The following is a 14,259-nucleotide window of genomic DNA, read 5'->3' on the forward strand; positions in this document are numbered from 1 at the left end:
CCGTTCACCGGACGAGGCACGGCGAAGTGTCCAGCGCTCGCGTGGGTTTCAGCGCAAATCGCCTTCATCACGAGGCGATGAAGCCATCGCAAAGCTCAGGGCTTGTAGCCGTCGTTCAACGTCTGCAGGAACGCGACGATGTCGCGAATATCCGCGTCCGTCATCGCTGGCTTGTCGCCGAACTTGCGGTCGAACGGCGCGTCCTTGTCATCGATGTTCGCGTGATACTGCGGCGGCAGATCGTCGTACTTACGCACCGCGCCCTTCGCGTCTTTCGAATAGAACTTTTGCGGCGCGGTATTGCGCTCGTTGTAGAAGGCCATCACGTCGTCGAGCGAATGATAGATGCCGTTGTGAAAGAACGCGTGGCGCGTAGCGACGTTGCGCAGCGTTGGCGTGAGGAACATGCCGCAATACTGCGTCTGGTCGCGCAGATCGTCACGGAAAGGTCCGCATACGCCCATGTCGAAGAACTTCGGATCGTGATTGATCGCGAGCTTGTCGTTGCGCGGCACGCCAAGCGACTCGTATTGATAATCCGTGAACATGGGCGGCAGGCCATCGCCGCCAGGCTTCGACAAATGGCATCCCGCGCAATTGGCCTTGGCGGGATCGTTGAAGAGGTGCAGGCCGTGCAACTCCGCTTGCGTAAGGCGCGTCTTGCCTTCGAGCCAGTAGTCGTACTTGCTCGTATAAGGATGAAACGCCTGTTCCTCAACCTGATAACGCGCCACCGCGAACATGGCTTCCGACACGGCCAGGCCGCGCGTATCGAAGATGCGCGGGCCGAAGAGCTTTTCGAATTCGCCTTTGTAGGCCGTATGCGCTAGCTTGCCGGACACTTCGTCGAGACTCGTGTTCGCCATCTCGACCGGGTTCAGCATGGGAACGGATGCCTGTGCCTGCAAGGTATCCGCGCGGCCGTCCCAGAACAGGCCGCCTTGTGGAACCAGCGCGGGTGCGGCGGGCGCCACGCCTGCGGTCTTCGTGGCGCGTTGCGTGCTTTTGGCCTGATCGGCGAGTTGCGCGAGATCGGGCGGGGCGTCGGCATCGCCTGCATCGGGACCAATGCTGAAGTTCGGTTGCCGATACAGATACATGAGCGAAGGCGGCGGCCGATAACCCTGCAAGCTCAAATGCGGTCCGCCTTCCTGCACGGACAAATCGTTGGATGGCCCGAACGAATGGGCCGGGTCATGGCATGACGCGCACGACTGCTTGCCGGATGCGGAAAGCGTCTTGTCGAAGAAGATGTTCTTGCCGAGTTGCGCGACCGCACTCAGTTGCACGGCCGGCGGACGCTGCAAGACAACCGGCGCGGGATTCGCGCCGGTCAGGTTTTCCACGATCTCGCCGACGGCCGCAGGCACATGCGATGGATACATCAACGCAAACGCACCGAACGCGCCTGCGGCGATCACGAGGGCAGCAACGCCGCGTAACGCATGACGCCTGAGCGGCGGCTTGTGAGGGGAACGACCGAAGGCGGGTTCGACAGTAGCGGACATGTGCGGATGAGTTCGGAAAAACGCGATGTCGCCGGCGAGCGGCGACACGATACGAGTGGCGATGGCGCGCATTGAATGCGCGCGCCATGCGTCACCTTCAGATTGCGGGCACCGATGCGACCGGCGAACCGAGCGACTGATCGACGAAGACCTTCGGGTTGTTGCCCTTGCCCGAGAAGTCGAACATGCCCATGATGCTGCCGGCCGTGGCGTCGAACGAACCGCTGCCGAGACGCGTCGAACCAAGCCAGTTGTCTTCGATGAAGCGCACCACCGAAGCCTGCGAGATCGCCGTGTGATCGACGTAATTCACCTTCGCCCAAGGCGAGATCACGAGAAACGGAATGCGCGTGCCCGGACCGCAGCGGCCATTCACCGCGCCGCCGTTCACGCCGACGGGCGCCGCGCCCGCGCCGCATTTGCCCGCACCGTTCAACTGGTCGGCTTGCGGATCGAACGACGATGAAGTCGGTACCGCATAAGCGTGGTCGTACCAGCCATCCGAGTCATCCCATGCAACGATCACGGCCGTCGTGTTCCAGTCGGGTTGTTGCTGCAGGAAGTTCACGATCTTCGACGTGAAAGCCTGCTCGTCGAGCGGATCGGAATAACCCGCGTGACCGTCCTGGAACGCGGGCGCCTTGATGAAGCTCACCGAAGGGTAGTTGCCGGCCTTCACCGCAGCGAAGAAGTCGTCGCTATCGTATTCGTGATTCGCGGGCTCGGCGGTCTTGCCATCCGCCTCCAGCGACGAACCGATGGCCGCCGTCGAACTCGGACGCAAATGCTGCGGATTCGCCGTCGACGCGTAGTACTGGAACCAGTTGTGATGTGCAACGTAGTCGGCCGTGGATGCATTGACCACGTTCGAGAAGGTCGCGCGCTTGCAACCGGTCGAGCCGTCGCTGTTCACGGTGGCGAGATTGAAACCGCCCATGAAGCCGCCCCACGTGATGCTCTTAGCATTGAGCAAGTCGCCGATGTTCTTCGAGGTCATCAACGCCTGATCCGTCGTGCTCGAACAGACGTCGTTGGCGGGATCGACGTCGTTGATCATCGAGAAGCCGCCTTGACCGTCGGCGACATAGTACGAGCCCGATGCCGTCGTCAGGTTGAACACGGGCTTGCTCGTCTTCACGATCTGCATGCCGTTGTTCTGGCCAGAGACGACTTCGAGCGCGCCGGGCGTGGACGGGCCGTAGGTGTCGGTGTACGCGTTGTCGCTCATCGCGAAGTTTTGCGCGTAGTTCCACAACGCGGCGACCGTGTTGCCGTCGTAATAGCCCATGACTTGGCCTGCCGTGCCGAATGCACCCGCGCCGCCGCTCGAACCCTTACCCGTGTATTTCGGGAAGAGATCGGCTGCACCGTTGTTATAGGCTTGTTGTTCCGCGGTGTAAGCGTGGTTCTGGTCGGCGGTCGCGGCTTGCGTGCGATCGAGGCGGAACGGGTTGGCGGCAGCCGCGCCGTTCAGCGTGTTGACGAAGTTCGGGTTGGCCGTGAGCAGCGTGCCAGTGAGGCCATTGACCGTCGGCGTGCCGGCGGCCGCCGTGAAGGCGGGCTCGCCTGCGGGGTTGGCGGCGTTCGGGTAGGTTGCGAAGTAGTGATCGAACGAGACGTTCTCGTTGAAGATCACGACTACGTGCTTGATGGGCGTGGCGGTGACGAGCTTGTTTTGCGCGCTCTGTTGAGCGTTGTTGTCGTGATCGCTGCCGCAGGCGTAGAGGCCGAAGGCGGCGATCGCGGCCGATGTTGCGACCATGATGGCTCGACGAAACATGAAGGAACTCCGGGGGTCGATGTGATTTTGTTTGATGAGGCGCAAAGGCTTCTCCTCGACGCGGATTACAACACTCGCGTGTTGCGCGTCGAAGTCGAAGCGCTTTCGCACCTCTTACTTCACATTGACGATTCGGCGTATTCCGGCGTGTTTCCGATCCGACTCCGTAAGGCTTATTTCGCGGCAGCCCCGATGCCGTTCAGTTCCTCGATCACTTCCGGCGACAATTCGAGGCCCGCACTTTCGATGTTCTGCCGCAAATGCGCGCGTGATGACGTACCCGGAATGAGCAGGATGTTTTGCGAGCGTTGCAGAAGCCATGCAAGCGCTACTTGCATGGTGGTGGCGTTCACTTGTTGCGCGACGCGATTCAAAATGTCGGATTGCAAGGGCGAGAAGCCGCCGAGCGGAAAAAACGGCACATACGCTATGCCTTGCTGCGCAAGATGATCGATCATGGCGTCGTCGCCGCGATGCGCGAGGTTGTACTGATTCTGCACGCAGACAATGGGCGTGATGCTCTGTCCTTGCGCGAGTTGCTTCGCCGTGACGTTGCTCAGGCCGATATGCCGGATGAGGCCCTTGCGCTGCAATTCCGCAAGCGTCGTAACCTGTTCCTCGATATCGCCTTCAGCGGGACCGGCTATGTCGAACATGACGCGCATGTTCACGACGTCCAGCACGTCGAGGCCGAGATTGCGCAGATTGTCGTGCACGGCAGATTCGAGTTCGGCGGGAGACCGCGCGAGATTCCACGATGCGTCGTCGCCGCGTTTGGCCCCCACCTTGGTGACGATCACGAGATCGTCGCGATACGGATAGAGCGCTTCACGAATCAGTCGATTGGTCACGTGCGGGCCGTAAAAGTCGCTCGTGTCGAGATTCGTGATGCCGCTGTCGATCGCTTCACGCAGCACGGCGATGGCTTCGTCGTGGTCCTTGGGCGGGCCGAACACATGCGGCCCTGCGAGTTGCATGGCGCCGTAACCCATGCGCGTCACGGACGATTCGCCGAGTTGATAGAGGCCAGCGCGGTTTGCGTCGGTCATTGCAATGCTCCTTGCATCGGTCGATGCGAAATGGATTCTTGAAACTGCTCGTCTATAATACGAATAATCCTTCAGATTGTGCATTCGCATATGTCGAGCGACAACAAGACCGCGTTGAAGCCCCGCAAGCTGCCGCGCCAGGCGCGTTCGCAGGCCACCGTCGATGCAATCTTCGACGCCACTATTCAGGTTTTGCTGGCCGATGGTTTGCAGCGGCTCACCACCATTCGCGTGGCCGAGAGGGCGGGTGTGTCCATCGGCACCTTGTATCAATACTTTCCGCACAAGCAGGCGTTGTTGTTCGCGGTGCTGGAGCGGCATCTCGGCAGAATAGGCGACGTGCTCCAACAGGCGGCGGAGTCGGTGCATGGCGAGTCGCTGGCGACCATGGTGTCTACAGTCGTGGAGGCATTCGTACGAGCAAAGACCGCACGTATAGATGAAGCGCGCGCGCTGTATGCGGTTGCGGCCGAACTCGATGTGCGGGAGCTTGCGCAAGGCGCGGAACGCCGAAGCCGCGCTACGCTCGTTGCCATGCTTGCGACAGCGTCGGACGCCATCTTCGACGATCTCAATACCACTGCCTTCATGCTCGCAGCGGCGATGGTTGGACCCACGCGCTTGATGGTCGAAGGCGGAGCACCGCGCGCCATGTTGCGGGCCCTGCCGCGTCAGCTCGAGTCGCTATGTCTGGGCTATCTGGAGCGAGAGGCAAGGCCGCGAGCGCGGTTGAAGCGCACCGGCGCTTCGTGAGTACGGCGTGCATGGGGCGGAGTTAGCCAGCCTTTGAGTTTTGAGCTAGGCTTGATGTCTCGACTCAACTCATGGCTGCAAAATCATGTCTCGTCCCTTGCAAATCGACTTCGTTTCCGACATCGCGTGCCCGTGGTGCGCCGTTGGTCTTTCATCATTGCAACGCGCGCTGGAACGCCTAGGCGATACCGTCGATGCCACCATCACGCTGCATCCGTTCGAACTGAACCCGGACATGGGTCCGGAAGGCGAGCGTATTGTCGATTACCTGGGCAGAAAGTACGGCCGCACGCCCGAGCAAATAAAGGAAGCGCAAGCGATGATCCGCGAGCGTGGCGCGAACGCCGGCTTTACCTTTGGTCAGCGCGATTGGGTGTACAACACATTCGATGCGCATCGGTTGCTGCATTGGGCGCGTATCGAAGGCAAGCAAGTGCCGCTCAAGCTCGAACTCCTGCGTGCGTATCATTCCGATGGTAAAAACCCGAGCAATCGAGATGTATTGATCGAAGCCGCCAAGGCCGTCGGACTCGACGGCGACGCCGCGCGTGAAGTGTTGACGAGCGGCGCGTATGCGAACGAAGTCCGAGACGAGGAACGCGAGTTCCAGCAACTCGGCATCAGTTCGGTGCCCGCGATCATCTTCGATCGACAATATCTCGTGAGCGGTGGCCAGCCCGTGGAAGCGTTCGAAGAGGCCATTCGCAAGATCGTCGCCGAGGCGCAGTAAGCAATCGAAGGGCGCGCTTACTTGGCCGCGCCGACGAGCGAGAAAGCGTCCCAGGTCGGATCGATAGGCGTGTGCGGATTGTGCGTGAGCGCTTCAGCCACGAGCGGTTCGCATGCGCCGTAATCCGAACCGACACTGTCGCTATGCGCTTGTGGGAAGTTCACGCCCGTGACCTGACCGCCCCAACGATTGACGGTCGCGGTCATGCTGCACTTGCCAGCCCCACCCACCTTCAAATCCAGCACGAGCGCGTTCAAGTCGAGCGCCGCATCGGAGTTGGAAAAATTCCACTGCACTTCCATACGGTCGCTTGGGCTATTGCGATCCACGAGCTTCATGGTCTTGTCGGGAATGCCGACGGACTGCACCAGATCGAGCACATTGGAGCCGATGAGCGCGCCGTCGGTGTTGCGGGCTTCATGCGTTCGAATGGCGCTACATCCTGTCAGCAACGTGAAAAGAAAAGCGAAAGCGATCGTCAAACGTGACATGCGGGCTCCTTTCGATGAGCGTATCGATTGATGAAACGGCGCGCGTCCCTCGAATGGTGCAGGATTGCCGAACGACGCGAACCGCTTGAATACTGGTGCGACACCGCTGCTGCGGGCTGGTTCCAAACTTGCGGCATCGGTTTATGTGTTGAACACGGGTTACTCGCTTTCAACGCGCCACGGAAACAGTCCAAGCCATGCGAAGGAGACTTGATGCACAACGATGAATCACGACAATCGAACATGCGGCGACGCGTGCTTGCTTCCATCGGCGCGGGTTTGCTCGGCACGATGAGTGTGGGTGCAGCGACGCAGACGGCATTTGCTGCAGGTGCAAAAAACGCGCCTCGTCTGGAAACCGTGGCAACTTTCGACGATGATTTTCGTCTCGTGGGAATCGGCGTATCGAAGGAGGGGCGTGTGTTCGCCACGGCGCCGGCTTCGGCGAAGCGATCGCGTTACAGCATGGTCGAAGTCGATACGAAGACCGGCGCGCTCACGCCGTTTCCCGACGAAAGCTGGAATGTTTTCAAACCGGATGAAGATGGTTCGCATCAGTGGATCTCGGTGCAGGCGCTATGGGTCGATGAACAGGACCATCTGTGGGCGCTCGACTCGTCGCTGACATCGGTCGATCAGACACGTCAGCCACCGAAGCTGATCGAGTTCGATCTGGCTACGAAGAAGATCGTGCGTCGGTTCGACTATGGCAGTGTGGTGACGCCGAAGGACTCGCTCAACGATATTCGCGTCGATCTGAAACACGGCTACGTGTTTTTGAGCAATGCTGCAAATCAGGGCGGCGTGGCAGTGACGAACCTTGCAACTGGCGAGTCGCGTCTCGTGCTCGCGGGCGACAAGTCGAGCGTGTCGGACCCGCAGCAGCATCTCATGTTCCGCGATCAGATTGCGCGCAAGGGCGATGGCAGCGTCCTCGTCTTACAGACCGATGGCATTGCGCTTTCGCCCGATCGCGAATGGCTTTATTACCGGCCGCTCACGGATCACCACTATTGGCGAGTGCCGACCAAGGCGCTTATCGATACGTCGCTTTCTGCTGACGCCCTATCGAAAAAGGTGCAGTTTCTCGGCGACGGCGCGTTGACCGGCGGTCTCATCATGAGTCCAGCTGGCGTGCTATACGGTGGCGATCTGGAGAACCGGACCGTGGTGGGCTTCGATGTCGTCGAGAAGAATGGCAAGCCCGGGCTCGTGCAGAAGACGCTGGTAGGCAAGCATCCGCAGCTTTCATGGGCAGATGGCTTTGCTATTCAAAACGGCTACTTGTATATCGCGGATTCGCATTTGCATGAGTTGAACAACTTCTCCAATCCTTACCCGCGCGAAGGCAAGTTCGCGATCTTTCGGGTGCGCTTGCCGAAGCAGCCGGCGCATGGGTTGGCGGGTTGAGTTTAGCCTGGCGGTTGATGCTGCGGCTCATCGACGGATTGCCCAAGCGAGTCAAGCAAGGGCCACGCGCTTGCCAGTTCGCTTCGCATTTCGTCGATGAGCCATTGCGCGATCTGCCGCGCATGCTCCGAAAAACTCGACGAGCGATGTTCGACCACACCAGTGACAACCCTTCGCTACATGACGACTCCGTGCTGGCACCACCTTGCCTTCGTTAAGCGGTGCCGCTATTGCCAGCAACCATCCGGGGACAATGCGACGCACAGAGTTCGAAACTGCGTGGACTGAAGGGCAGTCGGTCGGATCGGTTGATGAGGTATCGGTTTGGAGCACTTGCTTGGCAGAGTCTGTATGCACGATTCAACGTGGAAGCGCCGCCAACGCAATATCGCCCGCGTTCCCTAATTGCTCGACCTGCCAGCATTTATCCATCAACGCGCGAGTTTGCTCGGGCGAGAGAATCCCATCGGCGAGATCGGAGAACTTCTTCTCCAATTGCTGATCAGTCATCGGCACTTCGGTACTGCCGATAGCGTGCTGAATATACTTGTGCAGCTTGCGGCCGTCCTTCAGCACGATCGTCATGTCGACCTGTTCCGGTTTTATCGCGGGATCGATGATCGCATTCACCTTGTCGCGCAACGCGATGGTGTTCGGGTCGCGCACCTTCGCATCGCTGAACTGCTTCTCACCGGCCGCGCCGTCGATGATCGCAATCGCTACCGCATGATAGATGCTGAACTTGCCTTCGAGCCCGATCTGCGGCGTCTTCTTCCCCGTCAACTCAATGACGAGAGGATGCACGCGAAGATCGATACGTTCTATTTGATCCGCTTGCAGCTTGTTTTCGTTGCGAAGCTGAATTGCAGCGTCTATTGCCGGATGAATGACGATGCCGCATGCAAACGGCTTGTACGTATTCAAGGTCGATTCGTAATGCGATCCCAGACCTTCGGTAATCTCGCGGTAATCCTGCTTCGTGCTGATGGTGTTCGCCCATCCGCGCTTGGCTTCGATCATGCCGTCAGAACTCGTGTAATCCCTTGCCGCCAGCAAGGCCGCGAAGATGCCGTTCGCGGCGGCACGCCCCGGATTGAAGCTCTTGTTCATCGAGCCGAATGACTCGCGCAGTCCTACCGGTTGCGACGCTGCAAGTCCCAGCGCCCATACCATTTGCTGAACGCTCAGTCCCATGAGCTTGCCGGTCGCGACGGCCGAACCGAATACGCCGCATGTTCCGGTGATGTGCCAGCCGACATCGTAGTGATTGGGATACACGGCATTGCCAATGCGCAATTCGGTTTCGACACCCAGCACGAGTGCGTTGAGGAAGTCCTTGCCCGACACAGGCTGGTATTGCGAGAACGCGAGGATCGCGGATGCCACGGGACCCGCTGGGTGAATGATCGTCTTGAGATGCGTGTCGTCGTAATCGAAGATATGACTGCTGACGCCATTGATAAACGCCGCGTTCATGATGTCGAAGCGCTCGGTGCGGCCCAGCAGATTGGCTTGTGGCGGACCCGAGAATGGCGTGAGCGCGGCGACGGCGCGACTGACGGTTTCATCGTGCGAGCCGCCCACTGCGACGCCGACCCAGTTCATGAGCGTGCGCACGCCTTCCTTGCGCGCTGGCGCGGGCAAGTCCCGATAGCTCGTCTTGCAGATGAACTCCGCAAGTATGCGTGTGACTTTCGGCGGGCGGGCGTTGGGTGCGCTTGCGGGCGCAGGTGTTGAAGCCGAAGCCGCGTTAGATTGAGCGAACGCAGCCGGACTGACGGTAGCCGATGCCAAGGCACTCGCTGCGCTGGTCTTGAGGAAATTACGACGGTCGAATGCGGACATTTTCTTTGTCTCCTTGAGTACTCATGCCGTGAAAGATGGCTCGGTATCGCGGCGAGCAGGTTTCGCTCCCGAAGGGATCAGACTCACGGTCCTCCAGCGTGATAGGACCTTTCCTTGACAGCCTCGTTCAGCAACTGTTATTAATAATGGTTATCATTTAGCCTGAATCGATCACGCCGCTGGCTTGCGTGACCATCGCGCTTGCAACTTCTGCTCGGCCATCTTTTTGATGCCTTCGGCGTCGGTCACACGGCGCGTGTCCGCGACGGGACACAGCGCACTTATGAACTCAAGGATTCGCCAGCCAATGACTGGTTTGATTACGAACCGAATTGCCCGCGTGGGGCCGCTCGTATCGCGCATCGTCTGCGCGGTGTTCGGCGGTTACGCGCTTGCCGCCCTGACGAGCGTCGCCGCGCTCGCGCTGCCGATGAGCAAGCCACAAGCGGTGCTCACCGGCATGCTGGCAAGTTTCGTCGTCTACGTATGCGCGGTGATCTGGGTCTTCGCGGTGCGGAGCGCAACGCGCGCATGGTTCGGATGCCTTATCTTATCGATACCGCTCCTGATCGCGGCGTGGTCGGTATGAAGGCAGACGTCAAACCGCGCGGCATTCGCCAGAGCATGTCGGACCTGCATACATGGGCCGGTCTGCTCGTCGGATGGATTCTCTATGCCATGTTTCTCACCGGCACGGTCAGTTACTTCAAGGACGAGATCTCGCAGTGGATGCGCCCGGAAGTCGCGCATCAAAAGGTCTTGCCCGACGCGGCATCCGCTGCCGAACGCGTCGCCGCGACGCTCGGCACCATCGCTGCGGGAAGCTCGCAATGGAGCTTCGACTTGCCGAACGATCGCAGCAGCGTGATGGGATCGTTCTGGCGCACGCCGGGCGCGGCGCAGGGCCGGCGCACGTTTTCGGAAGCGAGCTTCGATCCTGCAACCGGTCAGAAAGTGACTACGCGCGAGACGCTCGGCGGTGACTTCTTCTATCGCTTTCATTTCCAGTTTTACTACATGCCCGCGCTGTGGGGACGCTGGATTGCAGGCTTCTGCGCGATGTTCATGCTGGTCGCAATCGTAAGCGGCGTCATCACGCACAAAAAGATTTTCATCGACTTCTTTACGTTTCGATGGGGCAAGGGACAACGCTCATGGCTCGACGCGCACAATGCGCTGTCGGTGTTCGGCCTGCCGTTCCACTTGATGATCACCTACACCGGTCTCGTTACGTTGATGGCGATGTACATGCCGTTCGGCGCATCGGCCGCATTCAAGACGCCCGCGGAACGCCAGCAGATGACGGCGCAACTGAGCGCATTCATTCAACCAGGCAAGCCCGATGGAACGAAGGTTCCGCTCGCGCCCATAGCTCCGATGGTGCGCGAAGCCGAAGCGCGCTGGGGCCGGGAAAACGCGGGACGAGTGACGATCACGAATCCGGGCGACGGCGCGGCACGCGTGGCCGTATCGCGTGGCGATGCGGTGCGTGTATCGATGAGTCCGCAGTATCTTCTCTTCGATGGCGTGACGGGCAAACTCATCGACGTGAAGGACAGCGTGGGCGCAGCCGCCGAAACGCGCGGTGTGCTCTATGCGTTGCATCTCGGGCGCTTCAGCGGTCTGCAACTGCGCTGGCTGTATTTCATCGTCAGTCTCGCGGGCACGGCGATGGTCGGCACCGGCCTCGTCATGTGGACGGTCAAACGCCGTCAAAAGCTGCTCGATCCGACGCGGCCGTACTTCGGCTTCTGGCTCGTCGAGCGGCTGAATATCGTGAGCATTGCGGGACTTTCCATCGCCATGACCGGATATCTGTGGGCGAATCGACTATTGCCCGTGTCGATGCACGACCGCGCCGAAGCGGAGATCAACCTGTTCTTCGCCATCTGGGCGGCAACGTTGCCGTGGGTGTTCGCGCGGCCCGCGAAGCGCGCGTGGATGGAACTGCTTTGGCTTGCGGCTGCCTTGCTCGCGCTCTTGCCGGTGCTCAATGCCTTCACGACGCAAAGGCCGTTCTGGCGAAGTGTCCCGGAAGGCGATTGGGTGTTCGCCGGATTCGATCTGATGATGTGGGCGTTCGCCGCGTTGCATGCCGCATTGGCGATACGCACAGCACGTCACACGCCGCGCGTGAAGCCCGCGAGAACCGTCGACGAGCGCAAGGTGACGATGAAGGAAACCGAGGAGGAAAGCACGTGACGCATGGAATCGCCTTGCTGGTCTGCGTCGTGTCATTCGCGTTTCTTGCGCTGGCAATGGAGCGGCATCAAGAGACCCTCTTCGGACGCGAGCTGTCACGCGGTCAGTCGCGCGCGTTTCGCACCGCCGGATGGTGCGGCCTCGTGCTCGCGCTTCGATACCTCGTCGGTGGCGAAGGCTGGGCGCTCGGACTCGTGAGCTTTAGCGGATGCACGAGTCTTGCCGCAGGCATCGTATATGGCGCGCTCATCTTGCTTGACCGACGCGAGGTTCGTGGATGAATGAAGCATCGCCCACGCCTCGCATCCATCAAAACGCCGTGCGTAATCCGATCATCACGCTACGACCGCCTTCAGGCGCGATGTCCCTTACGACCGAACTCGCGTAACGCACTTCCTGATTCGTCAGGTTCTGTCCGCGCACGTAAGCGAGCCAGTCCGTTGGTCCGACGCGGAACTTGTACGTGAGCGTGAGCCCGAGCGTCGTGTAGCTTCCCGTCGGCAGATCGTTCTCCGGCACGCGATGCTGCGCCCACGCGTGAACCATTTCCGCGCGCGCGCCGTACGGACCGTAGCCGTAGTCGAGCGCGAGTGTCGTGCGCAACGGCGAGATGCGCGGCAAGGCTTCGCCGGTATCGACATTACGGGCATGCGTGTAATCGGCGACGACTTCCACATCGAGCCGATGCGCGCCTTGATCGAGCACGCGCCATTTGCCATCCAGTTCGATGCCGTAAAACTCCGCGCGCACGCCGCGATAAACCGCTTCGTCGAGCGCGTCGTCGGTGCCCGGCGCCACGGGCGTGTCGTCGTCGTTGACGAGACGGCCCGTGTTGAACTCGGTCAGATAGTTGCGAAAGCGGCTGTAGAACACGCCCGCGCTGCCTTTGTTGGGGCCGCTCGCGAAGCGCAAGGACAAGTCGGTGGACACGGCCTTTTCCTTCTGCGCGTCCTGATTGCCGATCAGGTACTGACCGGTGGCATCGTGCGGACCGTTGGCGAAGAGTTCGTAGTAAGTCGGCGCGCGCTCCGTGTAGGCGAGATTGCCGACCACCGACCAGATCGGATTCAGCTTGAACAACGCGCCCGCAGACACGCTTCCCGCGTTGAAATCACGCGACATCGCCGATGCGAATTTCTCGTTGCCGCCCGCCGTCGGGTCGATCTTCACATGCTCGTAGCGTGCCCCGACGCTGAGCGTGAGCGCGTCGTTGACGGCCCATTCCTCGAGTCCGAAGAGCGCGGCGCTCGTCGTCTGCGATGTCGGCACGAGCGCTTCGTCGCCGAGCGCGGAAAACGTGTTTTGACTCAACTGCACGCCGATGGCGCCATCGAACGGACCGATCTTCTTGTGACGCGCCTCGATGCGCGCCTCGTATCCGTGGTTACGAAAGGTCGTGCCGGTTTCGCCGTCGTCGATCTCCTTGTGTTCGTAATCGGTATAGCCGAAGTTGAACTTGAGCTGGCTGAACGGTCCTTGCAGATTGCGTATCTCCGATGCCGCCGTCACGTGATCCTGATGCATGCGCAGACGCACATCGTCTTCGGCGACCGATCCGTAGTTCGCTTCGTAGCCGTTGTAGCTCACACCCGCATATCCGTCGGCCCAGGTGTAGGACGTGCCGACCGCGCCGCCGTGCCAGCGCCCGTCGCTATTCGGGATGCTGCCGTAGGGCTCTTGCGCGTCCGGTCCGTCGAGCTCGCGCTGGCGATCCGAGTGCGTAAAGCCGGGGACACGCTCCTTGCTGGTTTCGCGGTCGAAGGCATCGACGTGAAACGCGAACTGTCCGTTGCCGCCTTCCACGAGCGCCGCGCCCGCGCGCGCATCGTTGGCGCCGCCATAGCTGGCATCGGCCTGACCGGAGACGCCTTTGATCGGCTCGCGCGGAATGCGGTTGTCGATGGTGTTCACCACGCCGCCTATCGCGTTGCCGCCGTATAGCAGCGCCGCCGGTCCGCGCACGATCTCGACGCGCTCCACTGAAAGCGGATCTTGCGGGACGGCGTGATCGTACGAGAGCGACGATGCATCGAAGGCCGCGACGCCGTTTTGCAATATGCGGATGCGGTCGCCGTCCATGCCACGGATGATCGGCCGGCCGACCATCGGACCGTAAGTCGTCGTGGAGACGCCGGGCAGACCGTTGAGCGTCTCGCCGAGCGAATCGCCGCGTCGCAGAGCGAGGGCGTCGCCGTCGAGCGCGCTGGATGGCGACATCAACTGGTTCGATCCAAGCGGATTCGCCGTGACGAATACCGGCGTGAGCGCGGTGTCCGTTACGTTGCCGGCGGCCGTCTGGCCGCGTGCCACGGCGGTGACCAGCAGCATGCCGAGTGGCAAGAGGCGCTGTCTGCGCGGCGCTGGATGAGCGAAAGGCGTGTGGTGCAAGATTTTATTGCTCCTGTCGAAATGATATAACGTTGCATCCGATGAGCGTACGGAGGCGTAAGGAACGGCATCCACCGCAGGCGGTGAGATGATATAACGTATC

Annotated in this window: 12 protein-coding genes; 6 read left to right on the plus strand and 6 right to left on the minus strand. The window is 60.6% G+C overall.

Going from position 1 to position 14,259, the window contains the following annotated elements; genetic code table 11:
• Positions 1-95: 95 nt before the first annotated feature.
• The 3 genes from P9250_RS06395 to P9250_RS06405 form a co-directional block, all read right to left on the minus strand.
• A complete protein-coding gene (locus P9250_RS06395) occupies positions 96-1,508 on the minus strand; it encodes a cytochrome-c peroxidase (protein ID WP_409014860.1) in 1,413 nt (470 codons plus the stop codon).
• Between the two features lie 97 nt (positions 1,509-1,605).
• Positions 1,606-3,288, minus strand: a complete 1,683-nt coding sequence (locus P9250_RS06400; RefSeq protein WP_250469251.1) for a phospholipase C — start codon at positions 3,286-3,288, stop codon at positions 1,606-1,608.
• A 173-nt stretch (positions 3,289-3,461) separates the two neighbouring features.
• Complete coding sequence (locus P9250_RS06405) at positions 3,462-4,337, minus strand: aldo/keto reductase family oxidoreductase (protein WP_310391832.1); 876 nt, start codon at positions 4,335-4,337, stop codon at positions 3,462-3,464.
• Between the two features lie 90 nt (positions 4,338-4,427).
• On the opposite strand from P9250_RS06405, the gene P9250_RS06410 reads away from it, so the two are divergent.
• Both P9250_RS06410 and P9250_RS06415 read left to right on the plus strand, forming a co-directional pair.
• Positions 4,428-5,090 (plus strand): TetR/AcrR family transcriptional regulator, encoded by a 663-nt coding sequence (locus tag P9250_RS06410; RefSeq protein ID WP_310391833.1) that lies wholly within the window; start codon positions 4,428-4,430, stop codon positions 5,088-5,090.
• Positions 5,091-5,175: 85 nt separating this feature from the next.
• Positions 5,176-5,820, plus strand: coding sequence for a DsbA family oxidoreductase (locus P9250_RS06415; RefSeq protein ID WP_310391836.1), 645 nt, complete (start codon positions 5,176-5,178; stop codon positions 5,818-5,820).
• Between the two features lie 17 nt (positions 5,821-5,837).
• Here P9250_RS06415 and P9250_RS06420 read toward each other — a convergent pair whose 3' ends face one another.
• Positions 5,838-6,311 (minus strand): hypothetical protein, encoded by a 474-nt coding sequence (locus tag P9250_RS06420; protein WP_244830887.1) that lies wholly within the window; start codon positions 6,309-6,311, stop codon positions 5,838-5,840.
• A gap of 213 nt (positions 6,312-6,524) precedes the next feature.
• Here P9250_RS06420 and P9250_RS06425 point away from each other — a divergent pair, with 213 nt between their 5' ends.
• Positions 6,525-7,721, plus strand: coding sequence for an L-dopachrome tautomerase-related protein (locus tag P9250_RS06425; protein WP_310391837.1), 1,197 nt, complete (start codon positions 6,525-6,527; stop codon positions 7,719-7,721).
• 360 nt (positions 7,722-8,081) lie between these two features.
• On the opposite strand, the gene P9250_RS06430 is transcribed toward P9250_RS06425, so the two are convergent.
• Positions 8,082-9,566: an MmgE/PrpD family protein gene (locus P9250_RS06430; RefSeq protein WP_310391839.1), complete on the minus strand. Its 1,485-nt coding sequence runs from the start codon at positions 9,564-9,566 to the stop codon at positions 8,082-8,084.
• Between the two features lie 307 nt (positions 9,567-9,873).
• On the opposite strand from P9250_RS06430, the gene P9250_RS06435 reads away from it, so the two are divergent.
• From P9250_RS06435 to P9250_RS06445, 3 genes are read left to right on the plus strand one after another with little or no spacing between them, the layout of a single operon-like run.
• Positions 9,874-10,155 carry a DUF3649 domain-containing protein gene (locus tag P9250_RS06435; protein ID WP_310391841.1) on the plus strand — a complete coding sequence of 94 codons (282 nt, stop codon included), beginning with the start codon at positions 9,874-9,876 and terminating at the stop codon, positions 10,153-10,155.
• A complete protein-coding gene (locus P9250_RS06440) occupies positions 10,152-11,768 on the plus strand; it encodes a PepSY-associated TM helix domain-containing protein (RefSeq protein WP_310391844.1) in 1,617 nt (538 codons plus the stop codon). Before P9250_RS06435 ends, P9250_RS06440 begins: the two co-directional genes overlap by 4 nt.
• Positions 11,765-12,049: a DUF3325 domain-containing protein gene (locus P9250_RS06445; RefSeq protein ID WP_250469261.1), complete on the plus strand. Its 285-nt coding sequence runs from the start codon at positions 11,765-11,767 to the stop codon at positions 12,047-12,049. The genes P9250_RS06440 and P9250_RS06445 overlap by 4 nt, the downstream gene beginning before the upstream one ends.
• A gap of 28 nt (positions 12,050-12,077) precedes the next feature.
• Here P9250_RS06445 and P9250_RS06450 read toward each other — a convergent pair whose 3' ends face one another.
• A complete protein-coding gene (locus P9250_RS06450) occupies positions 12,078-14,096 on the minus strand; it encodes a TonB-dependent receptor domain-containing protein (RefSeq protein ID WP_310392746.1) in 2,019 nt (672 codons plus the stop codon).
• Between the last annotated feature and the right edge of the window lie 163 nt (positions 14,097-14,259).

The sequence above is a fragment of the Caballeronia sp. LP006 genome (assembly GCF_031450995.1).
In the GTDB taxonomy this organism is placed as follows: Bacteria; Pseudomonadota; Gammaproteobacteria; order Burkholderiales; family Burkholderiaceae; genus Caballeronia.

Excerpts from the sequence above, each read along its gene's own strand:
- P9250_RS06425 (WP_310391837.1), top strand. The coding sequence starts at position 6,525 with ATGCACAACGATGAATCACGACAATCGAACATGCGGCGACGCGTGCTT.
- P9250_RS06440 (WP_310391844.1), top strand. The coding sequence starts at position 10,152 with ATGAAGGCAGACGTCAAACCGCGCGGCATTCGCCAGAGCATGTCGGAC.
- P9250_RS06410 (WP_310391833.1), top strand. The coding sequence starts at position 4,428 with ATGTCGAGCGACAACAAGACCGCGTTGAAGCCCCGCAAGCTGCCGCGC.
- P9250_RS06420 (WP_244830887.1), bottom strand. The coding sequence starts at position 6,311 with ATGTCACGTTTGACGATCGCTTTCGCTTTTCTTTTCACGTTGCTGACA.
- P9250_RS06430 (WP_310391839.1), bottom strand. The coding sequence starts at position 9,566 with ATGTCCGCATTCGACCGTCGTAATTTCCTCAAGACCAGCGCAGCGAGT.
- P9250_RS06415 (WP_310391836.1), top strand. The coding sequence starts at position 5,176 with ATGTCTCGTCCCTTGCAAATCGACTTCGTTTCCGACATCGCGTGCCCG.
- P9250_RS06405 (WP_310391832.1), bottom strand. The coding sequence starts at position 4,337 with ATGACCGACGCAAACCGCGCTGGCCTCTATCAACTCGGCGAATCGTCC.
- P9250_RS06435 (WP_310391841.1), top strand. The coding sequence starts at position 9,874 with ATGACTGGTTTGATTACGAACCGAATTGCCCGCGTGGGGCCGCTCGTA.
- P9250_RS06450 (WP_310392746.1), bottom strand. The coding sequence starts at position 14,096 with ATGCTGCTGGTCACCGCCGTGGCACGCGGCCAGACGGCCGCCGGCAAC.
- P9250_RS06400 (WP_250469251.1), bottom strand. The coding sequence starts at position 3,288 with ATGTTTCGTCGAGCCATCATGGTCGCAACATCGGCCGCGATCGCCGCC.
- P9250_RS06395 (WP_409014860.1), bottom strand. The coding sequence starts at position 1,508 with ATGTCCGCTACTGTCGAACCCGCCTTCGGTCGTTCCCCTCACAAGCCG.